Source organism: Nocardia sp. 2TAF39 (genome assembly GCF_052114905.1).
Lineage (GTDB): Bacteria > Actinomycetota > Actinomycetes > Mycobacteriales > Mycobacteriaceae > Nocardia.
In genome coordinates, this window is record NZ_JBFRFQ010000014.1 from 55,417 (window position 1) to 82,040 (window position 26,624).

Consider the following 26,624-nt stretch of genomic DNA (forward strand, 5'->3'; position numbering starts at 1 on the left):
TGCCATTGCTTGTCGGAACCGCAGCGTGCCTTGCCCCGACCGCGCCGCCCCGGGATCTGGCGTCCGATAACGCGCCGGTGGTGCGTCTCTTGAAGGTCCGGCGGTGCGACCTGCCCCGGCCTGTCGCCTCGGGCCGATAGTGTCGTCGGCGTGCGTACCTACCGGAAGTACCTCGTCCTGTTCGCCGCACCTGCGCTCGTGCTCGCCGCCTGCTCGTCCGGACCGGACCAGCCGGACACCGTCGCCGGACAGTTCGCCGACGCGCTGAACCGCGACGACGTCGCCGCGGCCGCCGCACTCACCGACAATCCGGTCACCGCGGCCGACACTCTCGACAAGCTCTACGACGGGCTCGGCAAGGACGTGCGTTTCGAGGTCCGCTCGGCCGACGAGCGCGGTTTCTCGCTGGCCGCGACCTGGAAGCTGGGCAAGGACGGCAAGTCCGAGTGGACCTACACCACCCACGGTGCCGCGAGTGATACCGACGAGGGGTGGAAGGTGAAGTGGGATCCCGCCACCATCGCCCCCGGGCTGGCCGCGGGGCCGTTGAGCTACAGCCGGGTCGCTCCACCACCGTCCCGCATCCTCGACTCCGCCGGGGGCGAGTTGATGACTGAGCAGGTCGTCACGCTGGTGAACGTCGCCCCCGGCGCCGACGTCGCGGCGCTGGCGGTCCTGCTCGGCCCACTCGCTCCCGGCATCAGCGCGCAGTCGCTGCAATCGGAACTGGCCGCGGCGCAAGGTAAGCCGATCACCGTGATCACGCTGCGCGACTCCGACATCGCCCCGATCCAGGACCTGCTCGCCGCGGTGCCCGGCGTCACCCTCGCACCGCAGACCCGACTGCTGACCACCGACAAGGCACTCGCCGCGCCGACCATGTCCGGGCTCACCGAGCTGTGGCAGAAGTCCGCCGACGCGAATGCGGGGTGGGCGGTGCGGGCCCAGACTCCGCAGGGCATCCAGCGCGTCGCCGGTACCGATCCGACGCCGACCGCCGACATCGCGACCACCCTCGACGTCGGCCTGCAGCGCGCGGCGGAGGCGGCGCTCGCGCCGATCACCCAGCCCGCCGCGATCGTCGCCCTGCAACCGTCCACCGGCGACGTGGTCGCGATGGCGCAGAACGGCGCCGCCGACACCCAGGGGCCGATCGCGCTGACCGGGCTGTACCCGCCGGGTTCGACGTTCAAGACAGTGACTGTCTCCGCCGCGCTGCAGGCGGGCACGGTGACTCCTGACACGGTGCTGCCCTGCCCCGGCACCGCGAACATCGAAGGTCGTCGCATTCCCAACGACAATAATTTCGACTTGGGCGAGGTTCCGCTGCACACCGCGTTCGCTCGCTCCTGCAACACCACGATGGGCGTGCTCGGAGTGCGGCTTCCCGCCGACGCGCTGACGAAAGCAGCCACACAGCTCGGGCTGGGTATCGACTACGTCACACCAGGCCTTACCACCGTCACCGGGAAAGTGCCGCCCGCCGACACATCCGCCCTTCGGGTGGAATCCGCGATCGGTCAAGGGCAGGTGACAGCGTCTCCGTTCGGGATGGCGCTGGTCGCGGCGTCCATCGCGCACGGTGCGGTGCCCGTGCCCGCGCTGGTCGAAGGACAGCGGGGAACCCAGGACCAGAGCCCGGCCGCACTCCCGCCGACCATCGCTGACCAGCTGAAATCCATGATGCGCGAGACGATCACCGGCGGTACCGCGACCCAGTTGCGCGATATCCCCGGTCTGCTCGGCAAGACCGGAACCGCGGAGTACATCGACGACACGCACGCGCACGGCTGGTTCGTCGGTATCGACGGTGACTTGGCGTTTGCCGTGTTCGTCAGCGATGCGGGCAGTTCGGGTCCCGCGGTAGCGGCAGCGGGCCGGATGTTGCGGACGTCGCGTTAGTCCGTTCGGGGCGTTTTGGGCGGAGAACATGCCCCGGCTGGGGCGTGCCGAAGTTCCGGCGCAGGCTACACTCGTCCCCGACCCGCGTGCTTAATCAATATGCGGGATGTCACGATTTCGAGAAGGTTCGGAGTAGGCGCCATCGATACCGGTCAGTTGATCGCGGAGCACTACCGCCTGGTCGAGCGGATTGGTAGCGGCGGCACAGGCGTAGTTTGGCGTGCCGTCGACGAACGCCTTCAGCGCTCCGTGGCCGTCAAGCAGATCCACATCCAGCCGAGCCTGCCCGAGGCAGAGCGAGACGTGGTTCGCCAGCGCGCGATCCGGGAGGCGCGCAACGCCGCCCGCTTCCAGCATCCGAACGCGATCGTCGTGTTCGATATCACCGAGCACGAGGGCGACCCCTGCCTGGTGATGGAGTATTTGAAGTCCAAGAGCCTCGCCGCGGTGATTGCCGCGCAGGGCACGCTGCCGCTGACCCAGGTCGCGCGGATCGGCGAGCAGGTCGCCTCGGCGCTGATCGCCGCGCACCAGGCGGGCATCGTGCATCGCGACGTCAAGCCGGGCAATATCCTGCTCGACGACCACGGCACGGTGAAGATCACCGACTTCGGGATCTCCCGCGCGACGGGCGATGTCACGCTCACCGAAACCGGCCTGATCTGCGGCACCGCCGCTTATCTCGCGCCGGAGATGGCCCGCGGCGCCGATCCGACGCCCGCGTCGGACGTTTTCGCCTTGGGCGCCACGCTATTCCACGCGCTGGAGGCCGAACCGCCCTATGGTGCGAGCGCCAATCCGCTCGCGGTGCTGTACGCGGCCGCCAACGGTCAGGTCAGCCAGCCGCGAAACGCGGGTCCCGCCACGGATTTTCTCCTCGACCTGCTCAGCCCCGAGCCCGCGGAACGTCCGACGATGCGCGCGGCGCGCGAGCAGCTCGCCGCGTTCGCCGACTCCGGTCCCGCGCCGGTGGCCGCCGGATTCGTCCCGGCCAGTGAGGCTTTCGCGCGCCCGAGGGCGGGCGAGCCGGAATCGCGGACCCGCGCGCTGCGCCCATCGGCGATGGCGTCGGCGCCGTACACGCCGACCGAGCGGCATCAGCGGCCGCAACCCGCGCCGCCGCGCCCCGCCGCGCAGCTGGACACCGCGGCCCATCCGCGCACCATGGCCCAGCCGCGTCCGATCTCCACGCAGCGTTCGGGCGGCAAGCGGCGCGCGGTGCTGGTCGGTGCGCTGGTCGGCGCGGTTGCCGCCGTCTCGGCGCTACTGATCAGCGCGTTCAGCGATTCCGGCTCCGATTCGCCGAACACGCAGGCGAGCTCGCTGTCGGCGAGCGCTACGCCGAATACCGGTCGGTCCTCGACCGTTCCTACCGAGCCCGGTCGGACAGCCAACTCTGGGGAGCGGGTCGATATCGGGGCAGCCGGTGGCCTGATAGAGCAGTTCTACAGCGACCCGAGTGCTTCCTGGTCACTACTGACACCGGCCGCGCAGAAGGTGTACGGCAGCGAGCAGGGTTTCCGTCAGTACTGGGGTTCGCGGACCATCGACAACTTCGCCACCATCGAGGCGGCCAAGAGGACGAACAACGACGACGGGTCGGTCGACATGCGACTGGCCACCCTCACCATAGAAGGCCAGACCAAGAGCTTGACGCTGCGGGTGATCAGCTCTGCGGGACGTCTGCTCATCGATAGCGACACCCGCTAGTCGCGGCGCGTGGCTGTTCGGCCGGCGGCCACCGGGCCGTCCGGTGGCGGCCCGCCCGATCCCGTCGCCGTCCCGTCGATCGCCGCCTTTCGATGCTGTCGCGTTCGTTTGCCGATGTGTTCCGATGCCGTTGTTGTGCTGGGGTCTACGGCGGACGGCGCGGGGATTGCCGTCACGACGACACACGGAAGAGAGCACCACCACACTTCGCGGCGCCCTGAGACGCCCACCGGCGGGCCGACCTGGGAACACGGCTTCGAAACCGGCCGGCCGCGCCGACCACACCGATAACGGCTGGCGCCGGACCATTAGGCTGGTAGCTGCAACTTTCCTGTTGTGGATCTTCTGGAGACAAGGATCGAACCCACATGACAACCCGCATCGAGCTCGCCCGCGTCGATCTGCGCGGTCGCACTCCCTCCGTTGCCGAGCTGCGCGCCGCGCTGCCGCGCGGGGGAGTCGACGTGGACTCGGTGCTGTATCAGGTGCGGCCGATGGTCGAGGCGGTGCGGGATCGGGGAGTGTCGGCCGCGCTGGAGCTCGGCGAGCGCTTCGACGGCGTGATCCCGGCGACGGTACGGGTGCCCGCGGCCGAGCTGGAAGCCGCGCTGGATCGGCTGGACCCGCCGGTGCGCGCGGCGCTGGAGGAATCCATCGCGAGGGCACGCAAGGTGCACGCGGATCAGCGGCGCCGCGACAAGACCACCGAAGTGGTGTCGGGCGGCACCGTCACCGAGCGTTGGGTGCCTGTCGAGCGGGTCGGTCTGTACGTGCCCGGCGGCAACGCCGTCTATCCGTCCAGCGTCGTGATGAACGTGGTGCCCGCGCAGACCGCGGGCGTCGGCTCGCTGGTGGTGGCCTCGCCGCCGCAAGCTCAGTTCGGCGGGCTGCCGCACCCCACCATCCTTGCCGCCGCGCAGCTTCTCGGCGTCGACGAGGTGTGGGCGGTCGGTGGAGCCCAGGGCGTCGCGCTGCTGTCCTACGGCGGTGTCGACACCGACGGCGCCGCGCTGGAGCCGGTCGACCTGATCACCGGGCCCGGCAACATCTTTGTCACCGCGGCCAAGCGGTTGTGTCGTGGCCTCGTCGGTATCGATGCCGAGGCGGGCCCCACCGAGATCGCGATCCTCGCCGACGCGACCGCCGATCCGGTGCACGTCGCCGCCGACCTGATCAGCCAAGCCGAGCACGACGTGCTGGCCGCCAGCGTGCTCGTCACCGACAGCGCGCGGCTGGCCGACGCGGTGGACGCGGCGCTGACCGCGCAGCTGATCGTGGTCAAGCACGCGCACCGGGTGAGCGAGGCGTTGCGCGGCAGGCAGTCCGGCACTGTCCTCGTCGACGACATCGAGCAGGGCCTGCGCGTGGTGAACGCCTACGCCGCCGAGCACCTGGAGATCCAGACCGCCGACGCGCCCGCGGTCGCGGCCAGGGTCCGCAGCGCCGGAGCGGTGTTCGTCGGTGCGTACGCGCCGGTCAGCCTCGGCGACTATTGCGCGGGCTCCAACCACGTCCTGCCCACGGCGGGTTGCGCGCGGCACTCCTCGGGCCTGAGCGTGCAGACCTTTCTGCGCGGCATCCACGTGGTGGAGTACACCGAGGCCGCGTTGAAGGACGTCGCGGGCCACGTGGTGGCGCTGGCGAATGCCGAGGACCTGCCCGCGCACGGCCAGGCCGTGCAGGCACGTTTCGAGGCGCTGTCGTGACCCACCCGGTGCACGCGCCCGGCGCGACCGTGAGCCTGGCCGATCTGCCGCTGCGGGAGAATCTGCGCGGGAAGAAGCCCTATGGCGCACCGCAATTGACGGTGCCGGTGCAGCTCAACACGAACGAGAACCCACACCCGCCGAGCCGGGCGCTGATCGACGACGTCGCCGAATCGATCCGGGCCGCCGCCGCCGATCTGCACCGCTACCCGGACCGGGACGCGGTGGCTCTGCGCACCGACCTGGCCGAGTACCTGACCAGGCAGACCGGCGTCGCGGTGGACACCGGTAACGTCTGGGCGGCCAACGGCTCCAACGAGATCCTGCAGCAACTGCTGCAGGCGTTCGGCGGACCGGGCCGCAGCGCACTGGGTTTCGTGCCCTCGTACTCGATGCACCCGATCATCGCCGAGGGCATCGATACCGAGTGGGTCGAGGCGAAGCGTAACGACGACTTCTCCCTGGACATCGACCGCGCGCTGGCCGACATCGCCGAACGTGCCCCCGACGTGGTGTTCGTGACCAGCCCGAACAACCCCACCGGGCACAGCATTCCGCAGGACGACCTGGCCAGCATTCTCTCGGCCGCCCCGGGCATCGTGGTGGTCGACGAGGCCTACGGCGAGTTCTCCGCGCAGCCCAGCGCGATCGGGCTGATCGATCGGTTCCCGGCCAAGCTCGTGGTGACCAGGACGATGAGCAAGGCTTTCGCGTTCGCCGGCGGGCGCCTCGGTTATCTGGTCGCGGCGCCCGCGGTAATCGACGCGATGCTGCTGGTGCGGCTGCCCTACCACCTGTCCGTGGTCACCCAGGCCGCCGCGCGCGCGGCGCTGCGGCACGCCGAGGAGACCCTCGGAAGCGTCGCCGAACTGGCCGCGCAGCGCGACCGGGTCGCGGCGGCATTGCGGAACATGGGATTCGACGTGATCCCCAGCGACGCCAACTTCTTGTTGTTCGGCCGCTTCGCCGACGCCGCGCGCACGTGGCAGCGGTATCTGGACCACGGTGTGCTGATCCGCGACGTCGGCATTCCCGGCTACCTGAGGACAACCATCGGCCTCGCCGCAGAGAACGACGAACTGCTGAAGATCAGCGGCACGTTGGTCGGCACCGACCTCACGCCACGATGAACCAGCGCCGGGAAACCATCGGCGACAACCCGATTGGAAATGAACATGAGTAGGACCGCACGGGTGGAGCGGGTTACCAAGGAATCCAGCATCGTCGTCGAGCTGGATGTGGACGGCACCGGCAGGACCGAGATCGCCACCGGAGTCCCGTTCTACGACCACATGCTGACGGCGCTCGGCGCGCACGCCGCCTTCGACCTGACCGTGCGCGCCGAGGGCGACATCGAGATCGAGGCGCACCACACGGTGGAGGACACCGCGATCGTGTTCGGGCAGGCGCTGGGAAAAGCGCTGGGCGACAAGGCGGGTATCCGCCGGTTCGGCGACGCCTACATCCCGATGGACGAGACACTGGCACACGCTGCGGTCGATGTGTCCGGCCGTCCCTACTGTGTGCACACCGGCGAGCCGGAACACCTGCTGCACGCCGTGATTCCGGGGTCGGGCCCCGGAGCGCCGTATTCCACCGTGCTGAACCGGCACGTCTTCGAGTCGATCGCGCTGAACGCGCGCATCGCCCTGCATGTGCGCGTGCTCTACGGCCGCGACCAGCACCATGTCACCGAGGCCGAGTTCAAGGCGGTGGCACGGGCATTGCGCGCCGCGGTGGAACTGGACCCGCGGGTCAGCGGTGTACCGTCGACGAAGGGAACGCTGTGAGCGAGCGAATCATCGACACAGCCGGCACCGTGGTCATGTCGGAGCCGAGCGTCAGCGCGGCGCGGCGATGACCACGAAATCCGTCGCGCTGCTCGACTACGGCTCCGGCAACCTGCACTCTGCCGAACGGGCGCTGGCCCGGGTGGGCGCGCGAGTCGAGGTGACCGCCGACCCGCAACTCGCGCTGGCCGCCGACGGTCTGGTCGTCCCCGGTGTCGGCGCCTTCGCCGCGTGCATGGCGGGGTTGCGGGAAGTGCGGGGCGAGCGCATGATCGGCCAGCGACTGGCCGGTGGACGCCCCGTCCTCGGCATCTGCGTCGGCATGCAGATCCTCTTCGAACGCGGGGTCGAGTTCGGCGTGGAAACCGACGGCTGCGCCGAATGGCCGGGTACCGTCGAACGGCTGTCCGCGCCGGTGTTGCCGCACATGGGCTGGAACACCGTATCCGCCCCGACCGACAGCGTCCTGTTCGCGGGCCTGGATTCCGACACCCGCTTCTATTTCGTGCACTCCTATGCCGCGCAGGCCTGGGATCTGCCGCCCAGCGAGCACTTCGCCTCGCCCAAGCTGACCTGGTCCGAGCACGGTGTGCCATTCCTGGCCGCGGTGGAGAACGGTGCGTTGTCGGCGACCCAGTTCCACCCGGAGAAATCCGGCGACGCGGGCGCTCACCTGCTGGCGAACTGGGTGCGGTCGCTGTAGACGATCCCGCGCGCCGGGCGCGCGGGATCGCCCACCGGCTCAGTTCGACTGGACCTTGCTGACCAGCCAGCGTCCGTCCACGTGGTCCACCGTGACGGTCATCGACACGCGGCCGGTTTGTGGCATGCCGTCGGTTTCGTCGCTCGTCACCGTTCGCACCACGTCCACGGCCACTTCGGCCCGGTTGTCGTCGCCGGAGACGACGCGGCAGTCGGCCGAGTCGGCCTGCGCCCGCGTGTGCGCGGCCTCCGCGCCGGACTGGATGTTGTGCCGGAAGTTCTCGAACTCGGCACGGAAGTCGCCGGTGCTCAGCTCGAGTACTCTGCGGGTGTGGTCGCCGAACCGCGCATAGTCGTATGTCGTTGCCGCGGTGCCGAATTCGCATCCGGCCAAGCGTGCGTCCTCGGGGGGTGCCGCGGCCGCGAGGGGCGCGGCTGCGAGTGCCGCGGAGCAGGTGGCTGCCGAAAGTAGCAGTGCGGCAGCGAGTGTCGTTCGTGACATTCAGTTCCTCAGTGCGAGGTGGAAGCGGCGACCGGGGGTGATCGCCGCGCGGAAACGATACCGGCCGTCGGCGATCTCGTGACCAACCGCACCGGCCGTCCGCGCGGTCCTACCTGGCTCGCCGCCCTGGCCTGCTGCCGCATCCGCGCGCTCGCCGCGCGTTGATCACGGACGGGTGCCGGTGGACCAGATCGGGGTGGTCTCGACCCGGGACAGCCGCCAGCCCTCCGCGGTGCGGACCGCGTCGAAGCGGTAGATCTCGCCGAGGGTGTACTGCGGCTGTGGAATCGACCCGCTCGTCGCCGCCGGCGCGAAAGTGGCGATGAGATTGGCCCGGACGTCCGCGGTGTCGCCGCGAAGATCGATGATCACGTTGCTGATGAAATGCTGAATCCGCTTGTCGTCGGTGTGGTTCCGGCTCGCCTGGGCGATCAGCGCATCGCGGCCATCGGCCGTGCCGCCGGGGGTCTTCGCGGTGGCCTCGGAGGTGTAGATCGCGCGCAGGTCGGCGAAGCGGCCCTCGTCCAGTGCGCGGCCGAGCCGGTCGACCAAGGCGGTGATCTGGTGGCGGTCCAGCACGTCGCGCAGCTCGTGTGCCGAGTCGTTCGCGGCGGCCGGGGAGGCGCAGGCGCCGGCGAGGGCGGCCAGCGGGAGGGGCAGTAAGAGAAGGGCCAGGCGAATCTTGTTCATCGATAGGGCCTTTCGAGCTTAACGTTGGCTGCTCCAACGTTGGTAACGCCAACGTATCAGATTGTGGGCGACACCAACAAGTGGGTAGATTGGGCCGCATGGAGATCGCGCATGAAGACGCCCCCAGCAGGCTGCGGGTTCTGCCGACCCGGTTGGTCAACCAGGTCGCGCTCGTGGCGAATCGGGCGACCGAGCGTGCGCTGGAGGCCACCGGCTCCCGTCGCCACCACTACGCGCTGCTCGCGGCGTTGGGCGAGTTCGGTGCGGCCAGCCAGGCCGAGCTGGGCCGGCGCACCCGCATCGACCGCAGCGACGTCGTCGCGGCGGTGAGCGATCTCGCCGAGCGCGGTTTCGTCGCGCGAAGCCCCGATCCCGCCGATCGCCGCCGCAACATCGTCACCCTCACCGCCGCAGGCGCGCGGCACCTGGACGATCTCGACCAGCGCCTGGCGGGCGCCCAGGACGAGTTGCTGGCCGGGTTATCCGCCGCGGACCGTCGCACGCTGGTCACGCTGCTGACCCGCATCCTGGACGCGCACAGCGGCCGACCCCCGCGCCGGTGATCGAGGTCCCATCCGTGCAGGCCCGGGGCTCGAGCGTGGGCGGTCAACCACTAGGCTGCACTCGTGAGTCTTGTGCTGCTGCCCGCTGTCGATGTCGCCAATGGAGAGGCTGTGCGCCTCGTGCAGGGGGAGGCCGGTAGCGAAACCAGCTACGGCTCGCCTCGCGATGCGGCCCTGGCGTGGCAGGAAGCCGGCGCGGAATGGGTGCATCTGGTCGATCTGGACGCGGCCTTCGGTCGCGGCTCGAATCGGGAACTGCTGGCGGGCGTCGTCGGCGAACTCGACGTCAAGGTGGAACTGTCCGGCGGCATCCGCGACGACGAGACCCTGGAGGCGGCGCTGGCCACCGGCTGCGCCCGGGTGAACCTCGGCACCGCCGCATTGGAGGACCCGGTCTGGTGCGCGAAGGCGATCGCACGTCACGGCGATCGGATCGCCGTGGGCTTGGACGTGCGCATCGTCGACGGCGAGCATCGGCTGCGCGGCCGCGGTTGGGTCAGCGACGGCGGCGACCTGTGGGAGGTACTCGAGCGCCTCGAGCGCGACGGCTGCTCGCGCTATGTGGTAACCGATGTGACCAAGGACGGCACGCTCACCGGCCCCAACCTCGACCTGCTGCGCGAGGTCTGTGCGGCGACCGATGCGCCGGTGATCGCTTCCGGTGGCGTCTCCACCATCGAAGACCTGGTCGCGATCGCCGAGCTGGTGCCGGAAGGCGTCGAGGGCTCGATCGTCGGCAAGGCGCTCTACGCGGGCCGGTTCACCCTGCCCGAGGCGCTGGCCGCGGTGAGATGAGCAGCGAGCTGACTACCCTGCTCGCCGTGGCGAGCGAGATCCTGGATTCGGTGAGCCCACGGTTCGTCCAAGGAATCGGCGCGCCGAGCGCGGTCACCAAGGGCCGCAACGACTTCGCCACCGAACTCGACCTGGAGTTGGAGCGCACCATCTCCGCCGAGCTGGAGCGGCGCACCGGAATCGAGGTGCACGGCGAGGAATTCGGCGGACCCCAGCTCATCTCGGGTGCCACCTGGGTGCTCGACCCGATCGACGGCACGTTCAACTACTCGTCGGGGCATCCGCTCTCGGGCATGCTGCTCGCGCTGGTGCGCGACGGCGAACCGGTGCTCGGCCTGACCTGGCTGCCGCTGCTCGGCCGCCGCTACGCCGCCGCAGCCGGTGGACCGGTGCTGCTGGACGACCATGCGCTGCCGCCGCTGCCTCGAGGCAAGCTGGCCGAGGCGATGATCGGTTTCGGCGCCTTCAACGTGGATTCGCGCGGCCGCATCCCGGGGCAGTTCCGCTTCGATCTACTCGGCCCGCTGAGCAGGTTGTCCTCCAGGGTTCGGATGCACGGCTCCACCGGTATCGATCTGGCGTTCACCGCCTCCGGCGTGCTCGGCGGCGCGATCGTCTTCGGGCACCATCCGTGGGACAACGCGGCAGGTGTCGCGTTGGTGCGCGCGGCGGGCGGCGTGGTCACCGACCTGGCAGGCGCGCCGTGGACGATCGCCTCCGGCTCGGTGCTCGCGGCCGCGCCCGGAGTGCACGAAGAACTGCTCGACATGATCTGCACGGTCGCCGACCCTGCGACCGCGGAAGAGGAGTGAGGCAATGACGTTGGCAGTACGCGTGATTCCGTGCTTGGACGTCGACGCCGGCCGGGTGGTCAAGGGCGTGAAGTTCGAAAACCTGCGCGACGCGGGCGATCCCGTCGAGCTGGCCGCCCTCTACGACGCGCAAGGTGCCGACGAGCTGACCTTCCTCGACGTCACCGCCTCCGCCGGCGACCGCGGCACCATGATCGACGTGGTGACCCGCACCGCCGAGCAGATCTTCATCCCGCTCACCGTCGGCGGCGGCGTGCGCACCGTCGACGACGTGGACCGGCTGCTGCGCGCAGGCGCCGACAAGGTCTCGGTGAACACCGCCGCGATCGCGCGCCCCGAGGTGTTGCGCGAGATGTCCGAGCGGTTCGGCTCGCAGTGCATCGTGCTATCGGTGGACGCGCGGACCGTGCCGGACGGCCAGCCCGGCACCCCTTCCGGCTGGGAGGTGACGACGCACGGCGGCAAGCGCGGCACCGGTATCGACGCGGTCGAATGGGCGGTGCGCGGCGCCGAACTAGGTGTCGGCGAGATCCTGCTCAACTCGATGGACGCCGACGGAACCAAGGCCGGTTTCGATCTGCCGATGATCCGCGCGGTGCGGGCGGCGGTGACGGTGCCGGTGATCGCCAGCGGGGGAGCGGGCGCGGTCGAACACTTCGCCCCGGCTGTCCACGCGGGCGCCGACGCGGTATTGGCGGCCAGCGTCTTCCACTTCGGCGACCTGACCATCGGCCAGGTCAAGGACTCGATGCGGGCGCAGAAAATCGTCATCCGATAGCGAGCTGCGGTGGTCCCGCGCGAGCTGAACGAGAACCTCCGGCGTCAACCGCACGGCGTGCCTGTTATAACCGAGCTATGAGTCTCGATCCCGCCATCGCCGCCCGTCTCAAGCGCAACGACGCCGGGCTGGTGTCCGCCGTCGCGCAGGAGCGTGCCACCGGTGACGTGCTGATGGTCGCGTGGATGGACGAGGAGGCCCTGGCGCGGACGCTGGAAACCCGCAAGGCGACGTACTATTCGCGCTCGCGGCAACAGTACTGGGTCAAGGGGGAGACCTCCGGCCACACCCAGTACGTGCACGAAGTGCGGCTCGACTGCGACGGCGACACGATCCTGCTCGTCGTCGATCAGGAAGGCGCCGCCTGCCACACCGGCACGCACACGTGCTTCGACTCGGATGTGCTGCTGGCTGCCCGGTCCTGAACGCGCCTGCTAGGAGCCGGACGGCCAGTGGTCGTCCGCACCGGAAGAGGTGAGCCCGCCGGGCTGGTTCAGTGCGTCGGCCAGGTGCTCGGCCAGCCGCTCGCCGAGTTCGGCGAGCTGGGCCGTCTGATCGGCGTCCAGGCCGTCGAACACCATGTGCCGCACCGCGTCCAGATATCCCGGTGCGGCCTCGACGACCTTCAGATATCCGTCGTCGGTCAGCACGGCGTGCACGCCGCGCCGACCGGCGGTCGCCGACCGCTGCGCCCAGCCCATGCGCTCCAGCTTCGACACCACATGGGACAGCCGTGATAGCGATGCATTTGCCTTCTGGGCAAGCTCACTCATTTGCAGCTGGTGCCCTGGTTCCTCGGACAGCAGGGTAAGCACCCAGTACTCGAAATGCGTCAGGCCGGATTCGCGCTGCAGCTGGGTGTCCAAAGCACCTGGTAGACGGGTCATCAGCGCCACGGTCGCGCGCCAAGCTCGTTGTTCGACGGGGTCGAGCCACTTCGTCACTGTGTGCCTTCTTTCAAGCCAAGTGACGTGGTTTCGGTGGTCAGCTAGTGATTATTGATAAACGTGTTCACGGTCACCCGTGATATCGAGTTTGCCACGACTTCGCTCGGCCGTCATAAAGATGGGTGCATGACATGCGTCCGAGCCCTCGAGGTGCGTCTAGCTGGGGCGCGCTGTGGGGGCCGGTGCAGTGGGCTGCCCGGTCGATTCTTTCGGGTGCCCGCGTCGCCACTTGCGCAACAGGACCAGGCCGACCACGGCGAGGAAACCAGCACTGCCACGATCGCACCGACGAGCGAGCCGCCGCGGAACGCGGGCGCGTCGACGTCCAGAATCCGTTCGCCCGCATGGGCGGCGTTGCTGCCACCCAGCACGATGGTCAGGGTCATGAGGTTGGGGATCGCGGCCAGGATCGAGACGACCACGGCCGCGCCCGCGAGGAATCTGCCTGCCCTGCGGCGCCAGACCAGCACGGCGGACAGCAACAGGAAAAGCGGCACGGCGGTACCCAATCCGCCGTAGACCAGACCCCAGCCGATGCCTTTGGCGAAGCTGCCTCCCACCAAATCCGCGAGGCGCTGCGCCCACCAGCGCGGGATGAACGCGGCCAAGATGAAGTAGGCGATGACGAGGGCCGCGAGGATCGCGAGTCCACCGATGATCCGCGCGCGCCACGTGGCCCACACGGATTTCTGCCCGCCCGGCTGAACCTCGGTCGACGTCATGAATCCAGCGTAAGCCGGACCGGCGGTGCGGACCGGGCTCCGGGGACGCGGCGCGTCGCTCCGTCTACCTGGCGCTCAGGAACTTCAAGGCCTCGTCGGCGTGCACGGCGGCGCGCAGCTCGCCGGTGATGATCTTGCTGATCGTGCGATCGGTGTCGATGACGAACGTCTGCCGCTTCACCGGCGCCAGCTTGCCGAGTAGTCCGCGTTTGACGCCGAACCGCGCCGCGACCGCGCCGTCGGAGTCGGAGAGCAGCGGATAGCCGAGGCGCTGTTTGTCGGCGAACCCGGCCTGGGTCTGCACGCTGTCGGTGCTGATACCGACGCAGGTCGCGCCGACGGCAGCGAATTCGGCGGCCAGGTCACGGAAGTGACAGGCCTCGGCCGTGCAGACCGGGGTGTTTGCCGCGGGATAGAAGAAGAGAACCAGCGGGCCCTCCGCCAGCAACGCGTCGAGCGAGCGGGGGGTGCCGGACTGATCGGGAAGCTCGAAGTGCGGAGCGAGCTGTCCTTGCTGCATGATTGAGAACACTACCGGGTGCTCGGCCGATTCGGCATTCGGTCACCGGTGCCGTGCCCGCACGGGGGGTCCTGGTGCTCGTGCCCGCCGACGAGCCGATGCGATGCGATCGCCTGCGACGGTGGCCGGGCACGAGCCGGGGGGTGCGCGGCGCGTACGCCGCGCTGCGGCTACGCGCCGATGAGCGCGGCCACCTCGGGATTCTTGATCGCCATGACGTCGAGGATGCCGTGCGCGCGCAGGAAAGGCTTCAGTTCCTTGATGCGATCGCTGTGCGTGGCGTACTCGTCCGGAAAGTGGTTCTTGTCCAAGGACTCCAGCGCTTTGACATAGGTGACGAAAGACGCGAGAGCGTTGATCGAACCGGTGGTCTGCTGGTGGCCCATCTGACTCGTGCCTGCCATCCGTGGAGCGTGGCGAGGCGGGGCACCGTGGCCCGGGATGGGCGCTACCGGTTGCGAGGGGTACATCAGTTGTTTCCTCTCGAGGTGGATACCGCATGCGACGTCGAACGCAGCGAGTGTAGTGACGGCCGCCACAGGTCCTGCATCCACGTAGGAACCGGACGGTCGGCTGTCCGAATTGTCGGGCTCGGCGACCCGTTCTGTCGTAATCACCGACACCGCCGACCGACGTGTCAGCCCCACCTGGGATGATGAGCACATGCCAGGCGCGTCCACTCCCACCACCACGACCCGCGAACAATTCCATCAGCTGGCCGCGGAGCACCGAGTGGTCCCGGTGACCCGAAAGGTGCTGGCGGACTCCGAAACTCCGCTGTCGACCTACCGCAAGCTGGCCGGCGACCGGGCGGGCACCTTCCTGTTCGAGTCCGCGGAGAACGGACGGTCCTGGTCGCGCTGGTCGTTCATCGGCGCGGGAAGCCCGTCGGCGCTGACCGTCGTCGACGGCGAGGCCGCCTGGCTGGGCCATATCCCGGCCGACGCGCCCTCCGGCGGCGATCCGCTGGTCGCGTTGCGCGAGACCCTCGAGCTGCTGCGGACCGAGCGGCTGCCCGGCCTCCCTCCGCTGACCAGCGGCATGGTCGGCTACCTCGGCTACGACGCGGTGCGCAGGATGGAGCGCCTGCCGAACCTGACACTCGACGACCTGCGACTGCCGGAGATGGTGCTGCTGCTGGCCACCGATCTGGCCGCGTTCGACCACCACGAGGGCGCGATCACGCTGATCGCCAACGCGGTCAACTGGAACGCCACCGCCGAGCGGGTCGATGCCGCCTACGACGACGCGGTGGCGAGGCTGGACCGGATGACCGCGGCGCTCGGTGCGCCGGCCGATTCCACCGTCTCGGTGTTCGACCAGCCCGAACCGCGGTACCGGCGCAGGCGCACCACCGAGGAGTTCGGAGCAGGCGTGCGTCGCCTGGTCAAGGAGATCGAGGCGGGCGAGGCGTTCCAGGTGGTGCTGTCGCAGCGCTTCGAAATGGACTACGACGGCGCGCCGCTGGACCTGTACCGGATGCTGCGCGCCTCGAACCCGAGCCCGTACATGTACCTGCTGCACATCCCGGACGGCGAGGGCGGCACCGCGTTCTCCATCGTCGGGTCCAGCCCGGAATCGCTGGTGACGGTGAAGGACGGTGTCGCGACGACCCATCCGATCGCGGGTACCCGCTGGCGCGGCGTCAGCGAGGAGGAGGACCTGCTGCTGGAGAAGGGGCTGCTCGCCGACGAGAAGGAGAACGCCGAGCACCTCATGCTCGTCGATCTCGGCCGCAACGATCTGGGTCGGGTGTGCGAGCCGGGCACCGTGCGGGTCACCGAGTACCGGCACATCGAGCGCTACAGCCACGTCATGCACCTGGTCTCGACGGTGTCGGGTCAGCTGGCGTCCGGCCGGATCGCGCTGGACGCGGTGCGGGCCTGCTTCCCGGCGGGCACGCTCTCCGGTGCGCCCAAGGTGCGGGCGATGGAGCTGATCGAGGAGCTGGAGCCGACCCGCCGCGGCATCTACGGCGGCGTCGTCGGCTACTTGGACTTCGCCGGTGACGCGGACACCGCGATCGCCATCCGCACGGCGCTGCTGAAGGACGGCACGGCCTACGTCCAGGCCGGCGCGGGCGTGGTCGCGGACTCGGACCCGGACTACGAAGACGTCGAATCGCGCAACAAGGCGATGGCGGTGTTGAAGGCGATCGCGGCGGCCGAGACGGTCCGGGCCTACGGCGCGGCACCGGGTGCCGCGGACGGCGGAGCCCGATGACGGCCGACCCCGATGGCGAACGGGGTACCGCCCGGGAGCAAGCGACCGAGGCGGACGCTGAAGCCGGGCGGGCATCCGTCCCGCCTCCGCACGATTCCGGGTCGGCCACCAGCGCCGACACCGGGTCCCACCGCAGGTACCCGGTCGGCCCCGTCGCGTTGCTCGCCCTGGCCGCCGCCGCGCTCTGGGGCTCTTCCCGGATGACCTGGGTGACGGTCACCTCCTCCGACGGCCTCACCCAGCCGCGCATCGACCAGCTCAACGGCGGCGTGTGGTTCGGCGCGCTGACGCCGCTGGCTTTGGTGCTGCTCGCCTCGATCGCGGCCGTGCTGGCCACGAGGGGCTGGCTGCGCCGCGTGGTCGGCGTGCTCATCGCGCTGGTCGCCGCGGTGGCCGCGGTGCCGGCGTTCGCGCTGCTGACCAACTCCGGCAAGATCGCCGAACGGGCCGCGAAACTGGCCGAACTGCCGGCCCGCGCGCAGGTCGGCGAGGCGACGGCGTCGGCGCTCCCGGCCGTGCTCGCGTTGCTCGGCGCGATCGCCGCGTTCGCGGCGGGCGCGCTGTTGACCCGCATGCCCGCCGAGACGGGGCGCCTGTCCGGCAAGTACGACAACCCGGTCTTCCGGCGCGCCGCCGCCACGGCAGAGGTCACCCATCGGCGTACGGCGACTTCGGACGCCGAGCCGCCGCCTCAACTGTCGGAGCGCGTGCTGTGGGACGCGCTGGACGCGGGCACCGACCCGACCGAGGAGTCGGCGCCGCCGGACGATCCGGACCCCGGCAAAGCGGGCAGACATGAACGCTGAGCTGTTCGCGCAGGGCGCCTGTGACGGGTCTTACCTTGTGCCAGGCCCTTCCACGTGGTTCAAGACAAACCCCGGCGCAAAGGCGGCGGGTCCTTCCATTTATTCTTTGTCAGCATCGGTGAGACAGCGCCTGGGGGGATTCTCAGGTAGCAAGTCCGTCTCCCCAGAAAGGATTCGAGCCAGATGACGGTACTCGACTCGATTCTCGACGGGGTCCGCGCGGATGTGGCCGCTCGGGAAACCCTTCTCGACTTCCAGGCGGTCAAGGCCAAGGCCGCCGCGGCGCCCGCGCCGTTGGACGCCCGCGCCGCGCTCCTCGAAGACGGCATCGGCGTTATCGCCGAGGTCAAGCGGGCCAGTCCGTCCAAGGGCGAACTCGCGGACATCCCGGACCCGGCGAGCCTGGCGAAAGCCTACGAGGACGGCGGCGCCCGGATCATCAGCGTGCTCACCGAGGGCCGCCGCTTCAATGGGTCACTGGACGATTTGGACGCGGTCCGTGCCACGGTGAACATCCCGATCCTGCGCAAGGACTTCGTCGTCGGCCCGTACCAGATCCACGAGGCCCGCGCGCACGGCGCGGACGTCATCCTGCTGATCGTCGCGGCGCTGGAGCAGGACGTGCTGTCCTCGCTGATCGACCGCACCGAATCGCTGGGCATGACCGCACTGGTCGAAGTGCACACCGAGGAGGAGGCCGATCGCGCGCTCGAGGCGGGCGCCTCCGTGATCGGCGTGAACGCCCGCGACCTCAAGACGCTCGAGGTCGACCGCGATGTGTTCGCGCGGATCGCGCCCGGCCTGCCCACCGAGGTCATCCGGATCGCCGAGTCCGGCATCCGCGGCACCGCTGACCTGCTGGCGTACGCGGGCGCGGGCGCGGACGCCGTTCTCGTCGGCGAGGGCCTGGTGACCAGCGGCGATCCCCGTGCCGCCGTGTCCGAGCTGGTGACCGCGGGTACCCATCCGTCCTGCCCCAAGCCCGCGCGGCGGGGCCGGTGACAGGAGTGGGGGCCCTACCTCAGGCGAGCGACGGCGTCGCCCAGCGCAGCGGCCACGAGCCGGACTCGGGCGGGCACTTCGGCGTCTACGGCGGACGGCACGTCCCCGAGGCACTGATGGCGGTGATCGAGGAGGTCACCGTCGAGTACGAGAAGTCCCGCATCGACGAGTCCTTCCTCAACGAACTCGATCGGCTGCAGCGCGACTACACCGGTCGTCCCTCGCCGGTGTTCGAGTGCAAGCGTCTTGCCGAGCACGCGGGTGGCGCGCGCATCCTGCTCAAGCGCGAGGACCTGAACCACACCGGTTCGCACAAGATCAACAACGTGCTCGGCCAGGCGTTGCTCGCCAAGCGGATGGGCAAGGCGCGGGTGATCGCCGAGACCGGGGCGGGCCAGCACGGTGTCGCTACCGCGACCGCGTGTGCGCTGCTAGGCCTGGACTGCGTGGTCTACATGGGCGCCGTCGACACCGCGCGCCAGGCGCTGAACGTGGCCCGCATGCGGCTGCTCGGCGCCGAAGTGGTTTCGGTGCGCTCCGGCTCGCAGACCCTGAAGGATGCCATCAACGAGGCGCTACGCGACTGGGTGACCAACGCCGAGAACACCTATTACTGCTTCGGCACCGCGGCGGGCCCGCACCCGTTCCCGATGCTGGTGCGCGATTTCCAGCGCGTCGTCGGCTTGGAGGCCCGCGCCCAGGTGCTGGCGTCGACCGGCAGGCTGCCCGACGCGGTCGCTGCCTGCGTCGGCGGCGGCTCCAACGCCATCGGCATCTTCCACGCCTTCCTCGACGACGCCGAGGTCCGTCTGATCGGCTACGAGGCTGCCGGTGACGGCGTCGAAACCGGACGCCACGCGGCCACATTTACCGGCGGAACGCCGGGTGCCTTCCAGGGCGCCTACTCCTACCTGCTGCAGGACGAGGACGGCCAGACCATCGAGTCGCACTCGATCTCGGCGGGCTTGGACTACCCGGGCGTCGGCCCCGAGCACGCCTACCTCAAAGATATCGGGCGTGCCGAGTACCGGCCGGTCACCGACACCGAGGCGATGGACGCGCTACTGCTACTCAGCCGCGCCGAGGGCATCATCCCGGCGATCGAGTCCGCACATGCGGTAGCGGGCGCGCTGCAACTGGGCAAGGAGCTCGGCCCTGGCGCGATCATCCTGGTGAACCTTTCCGGCCGGGGTGACAAGGACATGGACACGGCGGCGCGTTGGTTCCGGCTGTTCGACGACGAGACCGAGCCGAAGGAAACGCACCAGTGAGCCAGCAGTCCCGCCTCGCCAACACCTTCGCGGCCTGCCGCGCCGACGCCCGCGCCGCGCTGATCGGCTATCTGCCCGCGGGCTTCCCCGACCTGGCCGGTTCGATCGAGGTCGTCCGCGCGATGGTCGAATCCGGGTGCGACATCATCGAAGTCGGTGTCGCCTACTCCGATCCCGTGATGGACGGCCCGACCATTCAGGCCGCCGCCGAGCAGGCGCTGCGCGGTGGCGTCCGGGTCCGCGACGCGTTCTCTGTGGTCGAGGCGGTCACCAGCGCGGGAGGCAAGGCCGTGGTGATGAGCTACTGGAATCCGGTGCTCCAGTACGGCGTCGACCGCTTCGCGCGCGATCTGGCCGCCGCGGGTGGTTCGGGCATCATCACCCCGAACCTGATCCCGGAGGAGGCCGACGACTGGTTCGTCGCCTCGGCTACGCACAACCTGGACCGCATCTTCCTGGTCGCGCCATCGTCCACAGAGGAGCGGCTGGTGAAGACGCTCGAGGCCAGCCGCGGCTTCGTGTATGCGGCCTCGACAATGGGTGTCACCGGAGCTCGGGACGTGGTGTCCTCGGCAGCGCCCGCGCTGTGCGCGCGTATCCGTGCCAACTCCGACATCCCGATCGGTGTCGGCCTCGGCGTGCGCTCGGGGGCCCAAGCCGCCGAAATCGCCTCGTACGCGGACGGAGTCATCGTCGGCTCGGCGCTGGTGAGCGCCGCGGGCGAGGGGCTGGACGCGGTTCGCGCTCTCACGGCCGAGCTTGCCGAAGGTGTGCGCTCGGCGACTGTCGCGTCGTAGCACACCCGGCGCAAGGCGGTCAGCCGCGCCGCCTCCGCCGTCGTAGGACCGATTGCGCCTCGACCCTCCGCATGGCAGGCCCGGCGGCGAGCCGCGCCGTATTCGTCAATCGCACCGATGGTCGCCGTCGCATCCCGCGGTCAGTCGGCCGTCCGCACCGCGCTCGGTGCCGCGGCGCTGAGCCTCGCCGCGGCAGGGGTGGTGCGGTGGTGGCGGCGCGAGTGCGGATCTCCGCTACGGTGGCCCCGTGACCTTACGAGTCCTGGCAGACAGTGTCCTGGCCGACGGCGGCGTCAGCGGCGCCGTGCTGGCCTACATTCCCAGCCCCTCGCAGGGTGTGTGGCATATCGGGCCGTTCCCGCTGCGGGCCTATGCCCTGTGCATCATCCTCGGCATCATCGTCGCGATCTGGTGGGGAGAGCGGCGCTGGCGCGAACGCGGCGGGCAGCCTGGCGCAATTCTGGATGTCGCCATGTTCGCGGTGCCGTTCGGTCTGGTCGGCGGCAGGCTCTACCACGTGGCCACCGACTGGCAGAAGTACTTCGGCTCGAGCGGGCATCCGGTCGACGCGCTGAAGATCTATCAGGGCGGACTCGGCATCTGGGGTGCGGTGCTGCTCGGCGGTGTCGGCGCGTGGATCGGCTGTCGGGTGTACCGAATCCCGTTGCCCGCGTTGGGTGACGCGGTCGCTCCACCGATCCTGCTCGCCCAGGCGATCGGCCGGCTCGGCAACTACTTCAACCAGGAGTTGTACGGCCGCGAAACCGACGTGCCGTGGGGACTGCAGATCTTCCGCCGGGTCGGCGACGACGGACAGCTCGACCTGATGAACGGCGTCTCGACGGGTGTGGTCGACAAGGTCGTGCACCCCACCTTCCTGTACGAGCTGATCTGGAACCTGCTCGTCGTCGCGCTGCTGGTTTTCCTGGACAAGCGCTTCAGGATCGGGCACGGTCGCCTGTTCGCGCTGTACGTCGCGGGCTACTGCTTCGGACGGTTCTTCGTCGAGCTGATGCGCGACGACGAGGCGACCAAGATCGCGGGCATCCGGATCAACTCGTTCACCTCCGCCGTGGTGTTCCTGGCCGCCGTGGCCTACTTCGTATTCGCGACGAAGGGACGCGAGACCGCCGCACAGTTGCAGCCCGGTGCGAGCCCGCGCCCATGGCCATGGCAGATCCGCGCACTGCGAGCCGCGGGGACGACCCCGGCGGAGGCGGCAGCACCCGATGCTACGTCGGCGTCGGAAAAGGCGTCGGGCACAGCCACCGCAGACGACGGTGCGGGCACGGCCGACAGCGGGGGCGACGACGGCTCGGGGACATCCGATGCCCAGGCGAGCGCGCAGACCGACAACGAGTCCGGCGCGAATGCGTCCGCCGACGCCGAGGCTGCCGCGCCCGGCAAGACCGTCGAATCGGGTAAGCCAGCCGCGGTTGAACCCGACAGGACCGGTTCCGACGAGACTGATTGACGAAGCCGGGAGTCCGACAAAGCGGGTTCGGACCAAAAGTGACCTGCGCGTGAGCTGGGCGCCGATGCGCCCGTCTCACGCGCGGACCCGTTACCGTCGATGCCCAGGATTTCCGTCTACGGCAACGAACCGGAGACGCACCGCGACAGTCCCTGCGAGTGCCGAATGCCCAGGCGCGACAATCCCGGTCGATCACGGTAACAATGACTCGTGATCGTCGGGAGCGGTAATTCGGCGGTTCACGCAGATCGGGGGCCGAGAAGGGTACCCGCACGAATGAGGAGGACATGAGTGACCGACCCCTACCAGCAGAACCCAGGAGTCGGCGGTCCGCAGTACGGCCCGCCCGGTACGGGTCCGGACTTGAACAAGCCGCAGGACGCGCCGAGTCAGCCGCAGTACAGCCCGCCGTCGGACCCCAACGCCCAGCAGCAGTACGGCCAACCCGCTGCCCCGTACGGTCAGCCCCAGTACGGCCAGCCCCAGTACGGCCAGCCCCAGTACGGTCAGCCCCAGTACGGTCAGCCCACTGACCCGTACGGTCAGCAGCCCGGCGGCTACCCGCCCGCGCCGTACGTCGGCGGTCCGCAGGGCTACAACCCGAACGACCCGGAGGCGCCGTGGGGCCGGGACCCCTACGGTGTGCCGCTGTCGGACAAACAGAAGCTGATCGCGGGCCTCCTGCAGATCTTCCTCGGCAGTTTCGGCGTCGGCCGCTTCTACCTCGGCTACACCGGCCTGGGCGTCGCCCAGCTGCTGGTCACCATCGTGACCTGCGGCCTCGGCGGCATCTGGGGCCTTATCGACGGCATCATGATCCTCGTCGGCAAGGTGCCCGATCCCAACGGTCGCCCGCTGCGCGACTGACCGCGGGGCATCCACACGACTGAGAGGCGGGCGCGACGTGTCCGCCTCTCCGTGCGTACGGGTGCGAAATCAATGAGCACAACCCTGCGGCGCACGATGATCGAGATACTGTGCATCGCACAGGTCCAGGCGTAGCATGAGCCGGATTTTGCGTGTCGTGTGTGGAGCTCCACGCACCGAAGAGAGGGTTACCCCCGTGCGTCGCAAGCTGTTCGCCGCCGCCATGCTCGCCATCGTCGCCGCCAGCGGGCTCAGCGCTTGCGGCAGTAGCGACCCGAACGTGCTGAAGGTCGGTACCGAGGGCACCTACGCGCCGTTCAGCTTCCAGGGTTCCGACGGCAAGCTCACCGGCTACGACGTCGAGGTGATCCGGGCGGTCGGCGACAAGCTCGGAAAGAAGGTCGAGTTCGTGCAGACGCCGTGGGACGCGATCTTCGCCGGTCTGGAGTCCAAGCGCTTCGAGCTGGTCGCCAACCAGGTGACGGTGAACGACGAGCGCAAGAACAAGTACGCGCTGTCCACGCCCTACACCATCTCGGCGGGCGTGATCGTCACCCGCGCCGACAACAACGCCATCGCCACCCTCGCCGATCTGAACGGCAAGACCTGCGCGCAGTCGGCCACGAGCAACTGGAGCAAGGTCGCCACCGACGCGGGCGCGAAGGTCGAGGCAGTGGAGGGCTTCGTGCAGGCCATCCAGCTGCTGAAGAACGGCCGCGTCGACGCCACCGTCAACGACAACCTCGCTGTCGCCGAATACACCAAGAAGACCGGCGACACCGGCGTGAAGATCGCGGGCAAGACCGGAGCGGCGAGCCAGCAGGCCTTCGCCGCCCGCAAGGACGACGCGCTGATCGCCGACGTGGACAAGGCGCTGGACCAGCTGCGCGCCGATGGCACCCTGGCGAAGATCTCCGAGAAGTACTTCGGCACCGACGTCAGCCGGTAGCCGACACCGTTCATGGACGCCGCCACGAGAGATCTCAYCTGGCACAACCTGTGGCCGATGCTGCAGGCCACGCTCACCAAGACCATTCCGCTGACCGCGATCAGCTTCGCCATCGGCCTGGTGATCGCGCTGTTCGTCGCGCTGGCCAGGATGTCGCCGGTGTGGCCGTTGTCGGCGGCGGCCCGGTTCTATATCTCGATCATTCGCGGCACGCCGCTGCTGGTGCAGCTGTTCATCGTGTTCTACGCGCTGCCGCAGTTCGACATCGTGATCGACCCGTTTCCCGCAGCGGTGATCGCGTTCAGCCTCAATGTCGGCGGCTACGCGGCCGAGGTGGTACGCGCCGCCATTCTCAGCGTCGCGGACGGGCAGTGGGAGGCGGCCAAGGCGCTGGGCATGTCGTACCCGATGATGATGCGGCTGATCATCTTGCCGCAGGCGTCGCGGATCGCGGTGCCGCCGCTGTCCAACACGCTCATCTCGTTGGTGAAGGACACCTCGCTGGCCTCGACCATCCTGGTGACCGAGCTGCTGCGGGTCGCGCAGCTGGCGGCCGCCCCGACCTTCGACTTCTTCGCGCTGTACGGAGTCGCGGCCATCTACTACTGGGTCATCTGCCTGGTCCTCGGATTCGGGCAGACCCGGCTGGAAACTCGGCTTGCCCGCCATATCGCCCGAAGGTAGTTCATATTTTTCATCGAGTTTTCACCATGGCCGGGCGACGACCCGGGGACCACGCAGGACTAGGCTCTACCCGTGATGCGACGGACGAAGATTGTGTGCACGCTCGGCCCGGCCACTGCCACCGAGGACCGTATCCGCGAACTCGTCGAGAGCGGTATGGATGTGGCTCGGCTGAACTTCAGCCATGGCGAACACTCGGACCATGCCGAGAACTACAAGAAGGTGCGTCAGGCCTCGGACCACCTCGGCAGAGCGGTGGGCATTCTCGCCGACCTGCAGGGTCCGAAGATCCGCCTCGGCCGCTTCATCGAGGGCAAGACCGTCTGGGCGACGGGTGAAGAGGTCCGCATCACCGTCGACGACGTCGAAGGGACCCACGACCGGGTGTCCACCACCTACAAGGAGCTGGCCAAGGACGCCAAGCCCGGCGACCGGCTGCTGGTCGACGACGGCAAGGTGGGTGTCACCGTCACCCGGGTCGAGGGCAACGACGTGGTGTGCCGGGTGACCGAGGGCGGTCCGGTCTCGAACAACAAGGGCGTCTCGCTGCCCGGTATGGACGTGTCGGTGCCCGCGCTGTCGGACAAGGACATCGAGGACTTGGAGTTCGCGCTGAAGCTCGGCGTCGACTTCATCGCGCTGTCGTTCGTGCGGTCCCCGTCCGACGTCGAGCTGGTGCATGACGTGATGGACCGGGTGGGCCGCCGGGTGCCGGTGATCGCCAAGCTGGAGAAGCCGGAGGCGATCGACAACCTGGAGGCCGTGGTGCTGGCTTTCGACGCGGTGATGGTCGCCCGCGGTGACCTCGGCGTCGAGCTGCCGCTCGAGCAGGTGCCGATCGTGCAGAAGCGCGCCATTCAGATGGCCCGCGAGAACGCCAAGCCGGTCATCGTGGCGACCCAGATGCTGGAGTCGATGATCGAGAACTCCCGCCCGACCCGAGCCGAGGCCTCGGACGTGGCGAACGCGGTGCTCGACGGCGCCGACGCGGTGATGCTTTCGGGCGAGACCTCGGTGGGCAAGTACCCGATCGAGACGGTGCGCACGATGGCGCGCATCGTGCACGCGGTGGAGACCGAGTCGACCCGGGTGCCCCCGCTGACCCACGTGCCGCGCACCAAGCGCGGCGTGATCTCCTACGCCGCGCGCGACATCGGCGAGCGGCTCAACGCCAAGGCGCTGGTCGCGTTCACCCAGTCGGGCGACACGGTGCGTCGCCTCGCGCGGTTGCACACCCCGCTGCCGCTGCTGGCGTTCACGCCGCTGCCGGAAGTACGTAGCCAACTGGCGCTGACCTGGGGCACGGAGACATTCATCGTGCCGACGGTGAACAGCACCGACGCGATGATCCACCAGGTTGATGTAGCACTGCTGTCGATGGAGCGATACCAAAAGGGTGACCTCGTGGTCATCGTGGCCGGGTCCCCGCCGGGTACCGTTGGCTCCACCAACCTGATCCACGTGCACCGCATCGGCGAGGAGGACCATTAGTGACTGCTTCTTTAAGTAGCGTCGACGTCGAGGAGGCGCCCGCAGCGGGCTCCGACCTGGACGTGCTGCTCGGCCTGCTCGACCTGGAGCAGATGGACGAGGACGTGTTCGTCGGTCAGCATCCCGCGAAGGTGTGGAGCCGGACCTTCGGCGGTCAGCTCGTCTCGCAGGCGATCATGGCGGCGGGCCGGACGGTCGGTGACCGTCCGGTGCACGCCGTCAACGCGCATTTCGTGCGGGGCGGCGACGTGAAGAAGCCGATCGAGTACCGGGTGGACCGCCACCGCGACGGCCGCGCGTTCGCCAACCGTACAGTCACCGCCAGCCAGGACGGGCAAGAGCTGTTCGTCATGCTCGCCGCGTTCCAGGAGTGGGGCAAGGGACTCGAGCACGCGCACGCGCAACCGGACGTGCCCGATCCGGAGACGTTGCCGCGGGTGGAGGAGAGCTTCGAAGGTTTGGAGGACAAGCTGGAGATGTTCGTCAATGCGCCACACCCGATCGACATGCGCTACACCAACGACCCGGCGTGGATCCTGAAGGGCACGGGGGAGCGGCTCAACCACAACCGGGTGTGGATGCGCGCGGACGGCCGGTTGCCCGACGACCCGCTGATTCACGTTGCCGCGCTCGGCTATTCGTCCGACACCACGGTGCTGGACTCGATCATCACCACGCACGGGCTGTCCTGGGGGCTGGACCGGATCGTGGCCGCCACGGTCAACCATTCGATTTGGTTCCACCGCCCCTTCCGTTTCGACGAGTGGGCGCTGTATGCCACCGAGTCTCCTGTGGCCGCAGGCTCCCGCGGACTGGCGACCGGACGTTTCTACTCCCGCAGCGGCGACCTACTCGCCACCACGGTGCAGGAGGGGCTCATCCGCCACTTCCCCGCGCGCAGGCGGGAATCGGCGGAGTAGG

The 26,624-nt window shown here is 69.1% G+C and carries 28 protein-coding genes; 22 read left to right on the forward strand and 6 right to left on the reverse strand.

What is annotated here, in order from left to right; genetic code table 11:
- Positions 1-150: 150 nt before the first annotated feature.
- The 6 genes from AB4Z47_RS11075 to hisH all read left to right on the forward strand — a co-directional run bounded on the left by AB4Z47_RS11075 (position 151) and on the right by hisH (position 7,811).
- On the forward strand, positions 151-1,902 hold the full coding sequence (locus AB4Z47_RS11075) for a penicillin-binding transpeptidase domain-containing protein (protein WP_441950063.1): 1,752 nt from the start codon (positions 151-153) through the stop codon (positions 1,900-1,902).
- A 156-nt stretch (positions 1,903-2,058) separates the two neighbouring features.
- A complete protein-coding gene (locus AB4Z47_RS11080) occupies positions 2,059-3,612 on the forward strand; it encodes a serine/threonine-protein kinase (RefSeq protein ID WP_441950065.1) in 1,554 nt (517 codons plus the stop codon).
- 368 nt (positions 3,613-3,980) lie between these two features.
- Positions 3,981-5,318: a histidinol dehydrogenase gene (hisD, locus tag AB4Z47_RS11085; RefSeq protein WP_441950067.1), complete on the forward strand. Its 1,338-nt coding sequence runs from the start codon at positions 3,981-3,983 to the stop codon at positions 5,316-5,318.
- Complete coding sequence (locus AB4Z47_RS11090; RefSeq protein WP_441950068.1) at positions 5,315-6,448, forward strand: histidinol-phosphate transaminase; 1,134 nt, start codon at positions 5,315-5,317, stop codon at positions 6,446-6,448. Before hisD ends, AB4Z47_RS11090 begins: the two co-directional genes overlap by 4 nt.
- Before the next feature lie 39 nt (positions 6,449-6,487).
- On the forward strand, positions 6,488-7,108 hold the full coding sequence (hisB, locus tag AB4Z47_RS11095) for an imidazoleglycerol-phosphate dehydratase HisB (protein ID WP_441950069.1): 621 nt from the start codon (positions 6,488-6,490) through the stop codon (positions 7,106-7,108).
- A gap of 67 nt (positions 7,109-7,175) precedes the next feature.
- Positions 7,176-7,811, forward strand: a complete 636-nt coding sequence (hisH, locus tag AB4Z47_RS11100; RefSeq protein WP_441950071.1) for an imidazole glycerol phosphate synthase subunit HisH — start codon at positions 7,176-7,178, stop codon at positions 7,809-7,811.
- Positions 7,812-7,850: 39 nt separating this feature from the next.
- Here hisH and AB4Z47_RS11105 read toward each other — a convergent pair whose 3' ends face one another.
- Both AB4Z47_RS11105 and AB4Z47_RS11110 read right to left on the reverse strand, forming a co-directional pair.
- Positions 7,851-8,312 carry a hypothetical protein gene (locus tag AB4Z47_RS11105; protein ID WP_441950072.1) on the reverse strand — a complete coding sequence of 154 codons (462 nt, stop codon included), beginning with the start codon at positions 8,310-8,312 and terminating at the stop codon, positions 7,851-7,853.
- Between the two features lie 165 nt (positions 8,313-8,477).
- On the reverse strand, positions 8,478-9,002 hold the full coding sequence (locus tag AB4Z47_RS11110) for a nuclear transport factor 2 family protein (RefSeq protein WP_441950073.1): 525 nt from the start codon (positions 9,000-9,002) through the stop codon (positions 8,478-8,480).
- A 98-nt stretch (positions 9,003-9,100) separates the two neighbouring features.
- Here AB4Z47_RS11110 and AB4Z47_RS11115 point away from each other — a divergent pair, with 98 nt between their 5' ends.
- The 5 genes from AB4Z47_RS11115 to hisI all read left to right on the forward strand — a co-directional run bounded on the left by AB4Z47_RS11115 (position 9,101) and on the right by hisI (position 12,375).
- On the forward strand, positions 9,101-9,565 hold the full coding sequence (locus AB4Z47_RS11115) for a MarR family winged helix-turn-helix transcriptional regulator (protein ID WP_441950075.1): 465 nt from the start codon (positions 9,101-9,103) through the stop codon (positions 9,563-9,565).
- Between the two features lie 63 nt (positions 9,566-9,628).
- Positions 9,629-10,360, forward strand: coding sequence for a bifunctional 1-(5-phosphoribosyl)-5-((5-phosphoribosylamino)methylideneamino)imidazole-4-carboxamide isomerase/phosphoribosylanthranilate isomerase PriA (gene priA / locus AB4Z47_RS11120; RefSeq protein ID WP_441950077.1), 732 nt, complete (start codon positions 9,629-9,631; stop codon positions 10,358-10,360).
- Positions 10,357-11,172: an inositol monophosphatase family protein gene (locus AB4Z47_RS11125; RefSeq protein WP_441950079.1), complete on the forward strand. Its 816-nt coding sequence runs from the start codon at positions 10,357-10,359 to the stop codon at positions 11,170-11,172. The genes priA and AB4Z47_RS11125 overlap by 4 nt, the downstream gene beginning before the upstream one ends.
- A 4-nt stretch (positions 11,173-11,176) precedes the next feature.
- Positions 11,177-11,950: an imidazole glycerol phosphate synthase subunit HisF gene (hisF, locus tag AB4Z47_RS11130; protein WP_441950081.1), complete on the forward strand. Its 774-nt coding sequence runs from the start codon at positions 11,177-11,179 to the stop codon at positions 11,948-11,950.
- Between the two features lie 77 nt (positions 11,951-12,027).
- The gene (gene hisI / locus AB4Z47_RS11135) at positions 12,028-12,375 is read left to right on the forward strand and encodes a phosphoribosyl-AMP cyclohydrolase (RefSeq protein WP_441950082.1); all 348 of its coding nucleotides are present in this window, start codon (positions 12,028-12,030) and stop codon (positions 12,373-12,375) included.
- A 9-nt stretch (positions 12,376-12,384) separates the two neighbouring features.
- Here the strand turns inward: hisI and AB4Z47_RS11140 are convergent, their stop codons facing one another.
- The 4 genes from AB4Z47_RS11140 to AB4Z47_RS11155 all read right to left on the reverse strand — a co-directional run bounded on the left by AB4Z47_RS11140 (position 12,385) and on the right by AB4Z47_RS11155 (position 14,543).
- Positions 12,385-12,837 carry a MarR family winged helix-turn-helix transcriptional regulator gene (locus tag AB4Z47_RS11140; protein WP_441950193.1) on the reverse strand — a complete coding sequence of 151 codons (453 nt, stop codon included), beginning with the start codon at positions 12,835-12,837 and terminating at the stop codon, positions 12,385-12,387.
- A gap of 170 nt (positions 12,838-13,007) precedes the next feature.
- Positions 13,008-13,619: a permease gene (locus AB4Z47_RS11145; protein WP_441950084.1), complete on the reverse strand. Its 612-nt coding sequence runs from the start codon at positions 13,617-13,619 to the stop codon at positions 13,008-13,010.
- A 64-nt stretch (positions 13,620-13,683) separates the two neighbouring features.
- Positions 13,684-14,139 carry a peroxiredoxin gene (locus tag AB4Z47_RS11150; RefSeq protein WP_441950086.1) on the reverse strand — a complete coding sequence of 152 codons (456 nt, stop codon included), beginning with the start codon at positions 14,137-14,139 and terminating at the stop codon, positions 13,684-13,686.
- 170 nt (positions 14,140-14,309) lie between these two features.
- Complete coding sequence (locus AB4Z47_RS11155) at positions 14,310-14,543, reverse strand: hypothetical protein (RefSeq protein ID WP_441950088.1); 234 nt, start codon at positions 14,541-14,543, stop codon at positions 14,310-14,312.
- A gap of 259 nt (positions 14,544-14,802) precedes the next feature.
- On the opposite strand from AB4Z47_RS11155, the gene AB4Z47_RS11160 reads away from it, so the two are divergent.
- The 11 genes from AB4Z47_RS11160 to AB4Z47_RS11210 all read left to right on the forward strand — a co-directional run bounded on the left by AB4Z47_RS11160 (position 14,803) and on the right by AB4Z47_RS11210 (position 26,623).
- A complete protein-coding gene (locus AB4Z47_RS11160) occupies positions 14,803-16,362 on the forward strand; it encodes an anthranilate synthase component I (protein ID WP_441950089.1) in 1,560 nt (519 codons plus the stop codon).
- On the forward strand, positions 16,359-17,168 hold the full coding sequence (locus tag AB4Z47_RS11165) for a TIGR02234 family membrane protein (protein WP_441950091.1): 810 nt from the start codon (positions 16,359-16,361) through the stop codon (positions 17,166-17,168). Before AB4Z47_RS11160 ends, AB4Z47_RS11165 begins: the two co-directional genes overlap by 4 nt.
- Before the next feature lie 183 nt (positions 17,169-17,351).
- Positions 17,352-18,170: an indole-3-glycerol phosphate synthase TrpC gene (trpC, locus tag AB4Z47_RS11170; protein WP_441950093.1), complete on the forward strand. Its 819-nt coding sequence runs from the start codon at positions 17,352-17,354 to the stop codon at positions 18,168-18,170.
- Positions 18,167-19,441, forward strand: coding sequence for a tryptophan synthase subunit beta (gene trpB / locus AB4Z47_RS11175; protein ID WP_441950094.1), 1,275 nt, complete (start codon positions 18,167-18,169; stop codon positions 19,439-19,441). The genes trpC and trpB overlap by 4 nt, the downstream gene beginning before the upstream one ends.
- Entirely contained in the window at positions 19,438-20,238 is an 801-nt protein-coding gene (trpA, locus tag AB4Z47_RS11180; RefSeq protein WP_441950096.1) for a tryptophan synthase subunit alpha, read from the forward strand. The genes trpB and trpA overlap by 4 nt, the downstream gene beginning before the upstream one ends.
- Positions 20,239-20,485: 247 nt before the next feature.
- The gene (gene lgt, locus AB4Z47_RS11185) at positions 20,486-21,712 is read left to right on the forward strand and encodes a prolipoprotein diacylglyceryl transferase (RefSeq protein WP_441950098.1); all 1,227 of its coding nucleotides are present in this window, start codon (positions 20,486-20,488) and stop codon (positions 21,710-21,712) included.
- 291 nt (positions 21,713-22,003) lie between these two features.
- The gene (locus AB4Z47_RS11190) at positions 22,004-22,579 is read left to right on the forward strand and encodes an NINE protein (RefSeq protein ID WP_441950099.1); all 576 of its coding nucleotides are present in this window, start codon (positions 22,004-22,006) and stop codon (positions 22,577-22,579) included.
- Between the two features lie 196 nt (positions 22,580-22,775).
- Positions 22,776-23,528, forward strand: a complete 753-nt coding sequence (locus tag AB4Z47_RS11195; protein WP_441950101.1) for an amino acid ABC transporter substrate-binding protein — start codon at positions 22,776-22,778, stop codon at positions 23,526-23,528.
- A gap of 12 nt (positions 23,529-23,540) precedes the next feature.
- Complete coding sequence (locus AB4Z47_RS11200; protein ID WP_441950102.1) at positions 23,541-24,212, forward strand: amino acid ABC transporter permease; 672 nt, start codon at positions 23,541-23,543, stop codon at positions 24,210-24,212.
- A gap of 72 nt (positions 24,213-24,284) precedes the next feature.
- The gene (gene pyk / locus AB4Z47_RS11205; protein WP_441950104.1) at positions 24,285-25,703 is read left to right on the forward strand and encodes a pyruvate kinase; all 1,419 of its coding nucleotides are present in this window, start codon (positions 24,285-24,287) and stop codon (positions 25,701-25,703) included.
- Between the two features lie 92 nt (positions 25,704-25,795).
- Positions 25,796-26,623, forward strand: a complete 828-nt coding sequence (locus AB4Z47_RS11210) for an acyl-CoA thioesterase (protein WP_441950195.1) — start codon at positions 25,796-25,798, stop codon at positions 26,621-26,623.
- The last annotated feature ends 1 nt before the right edge of the window (position 26,624 follow it).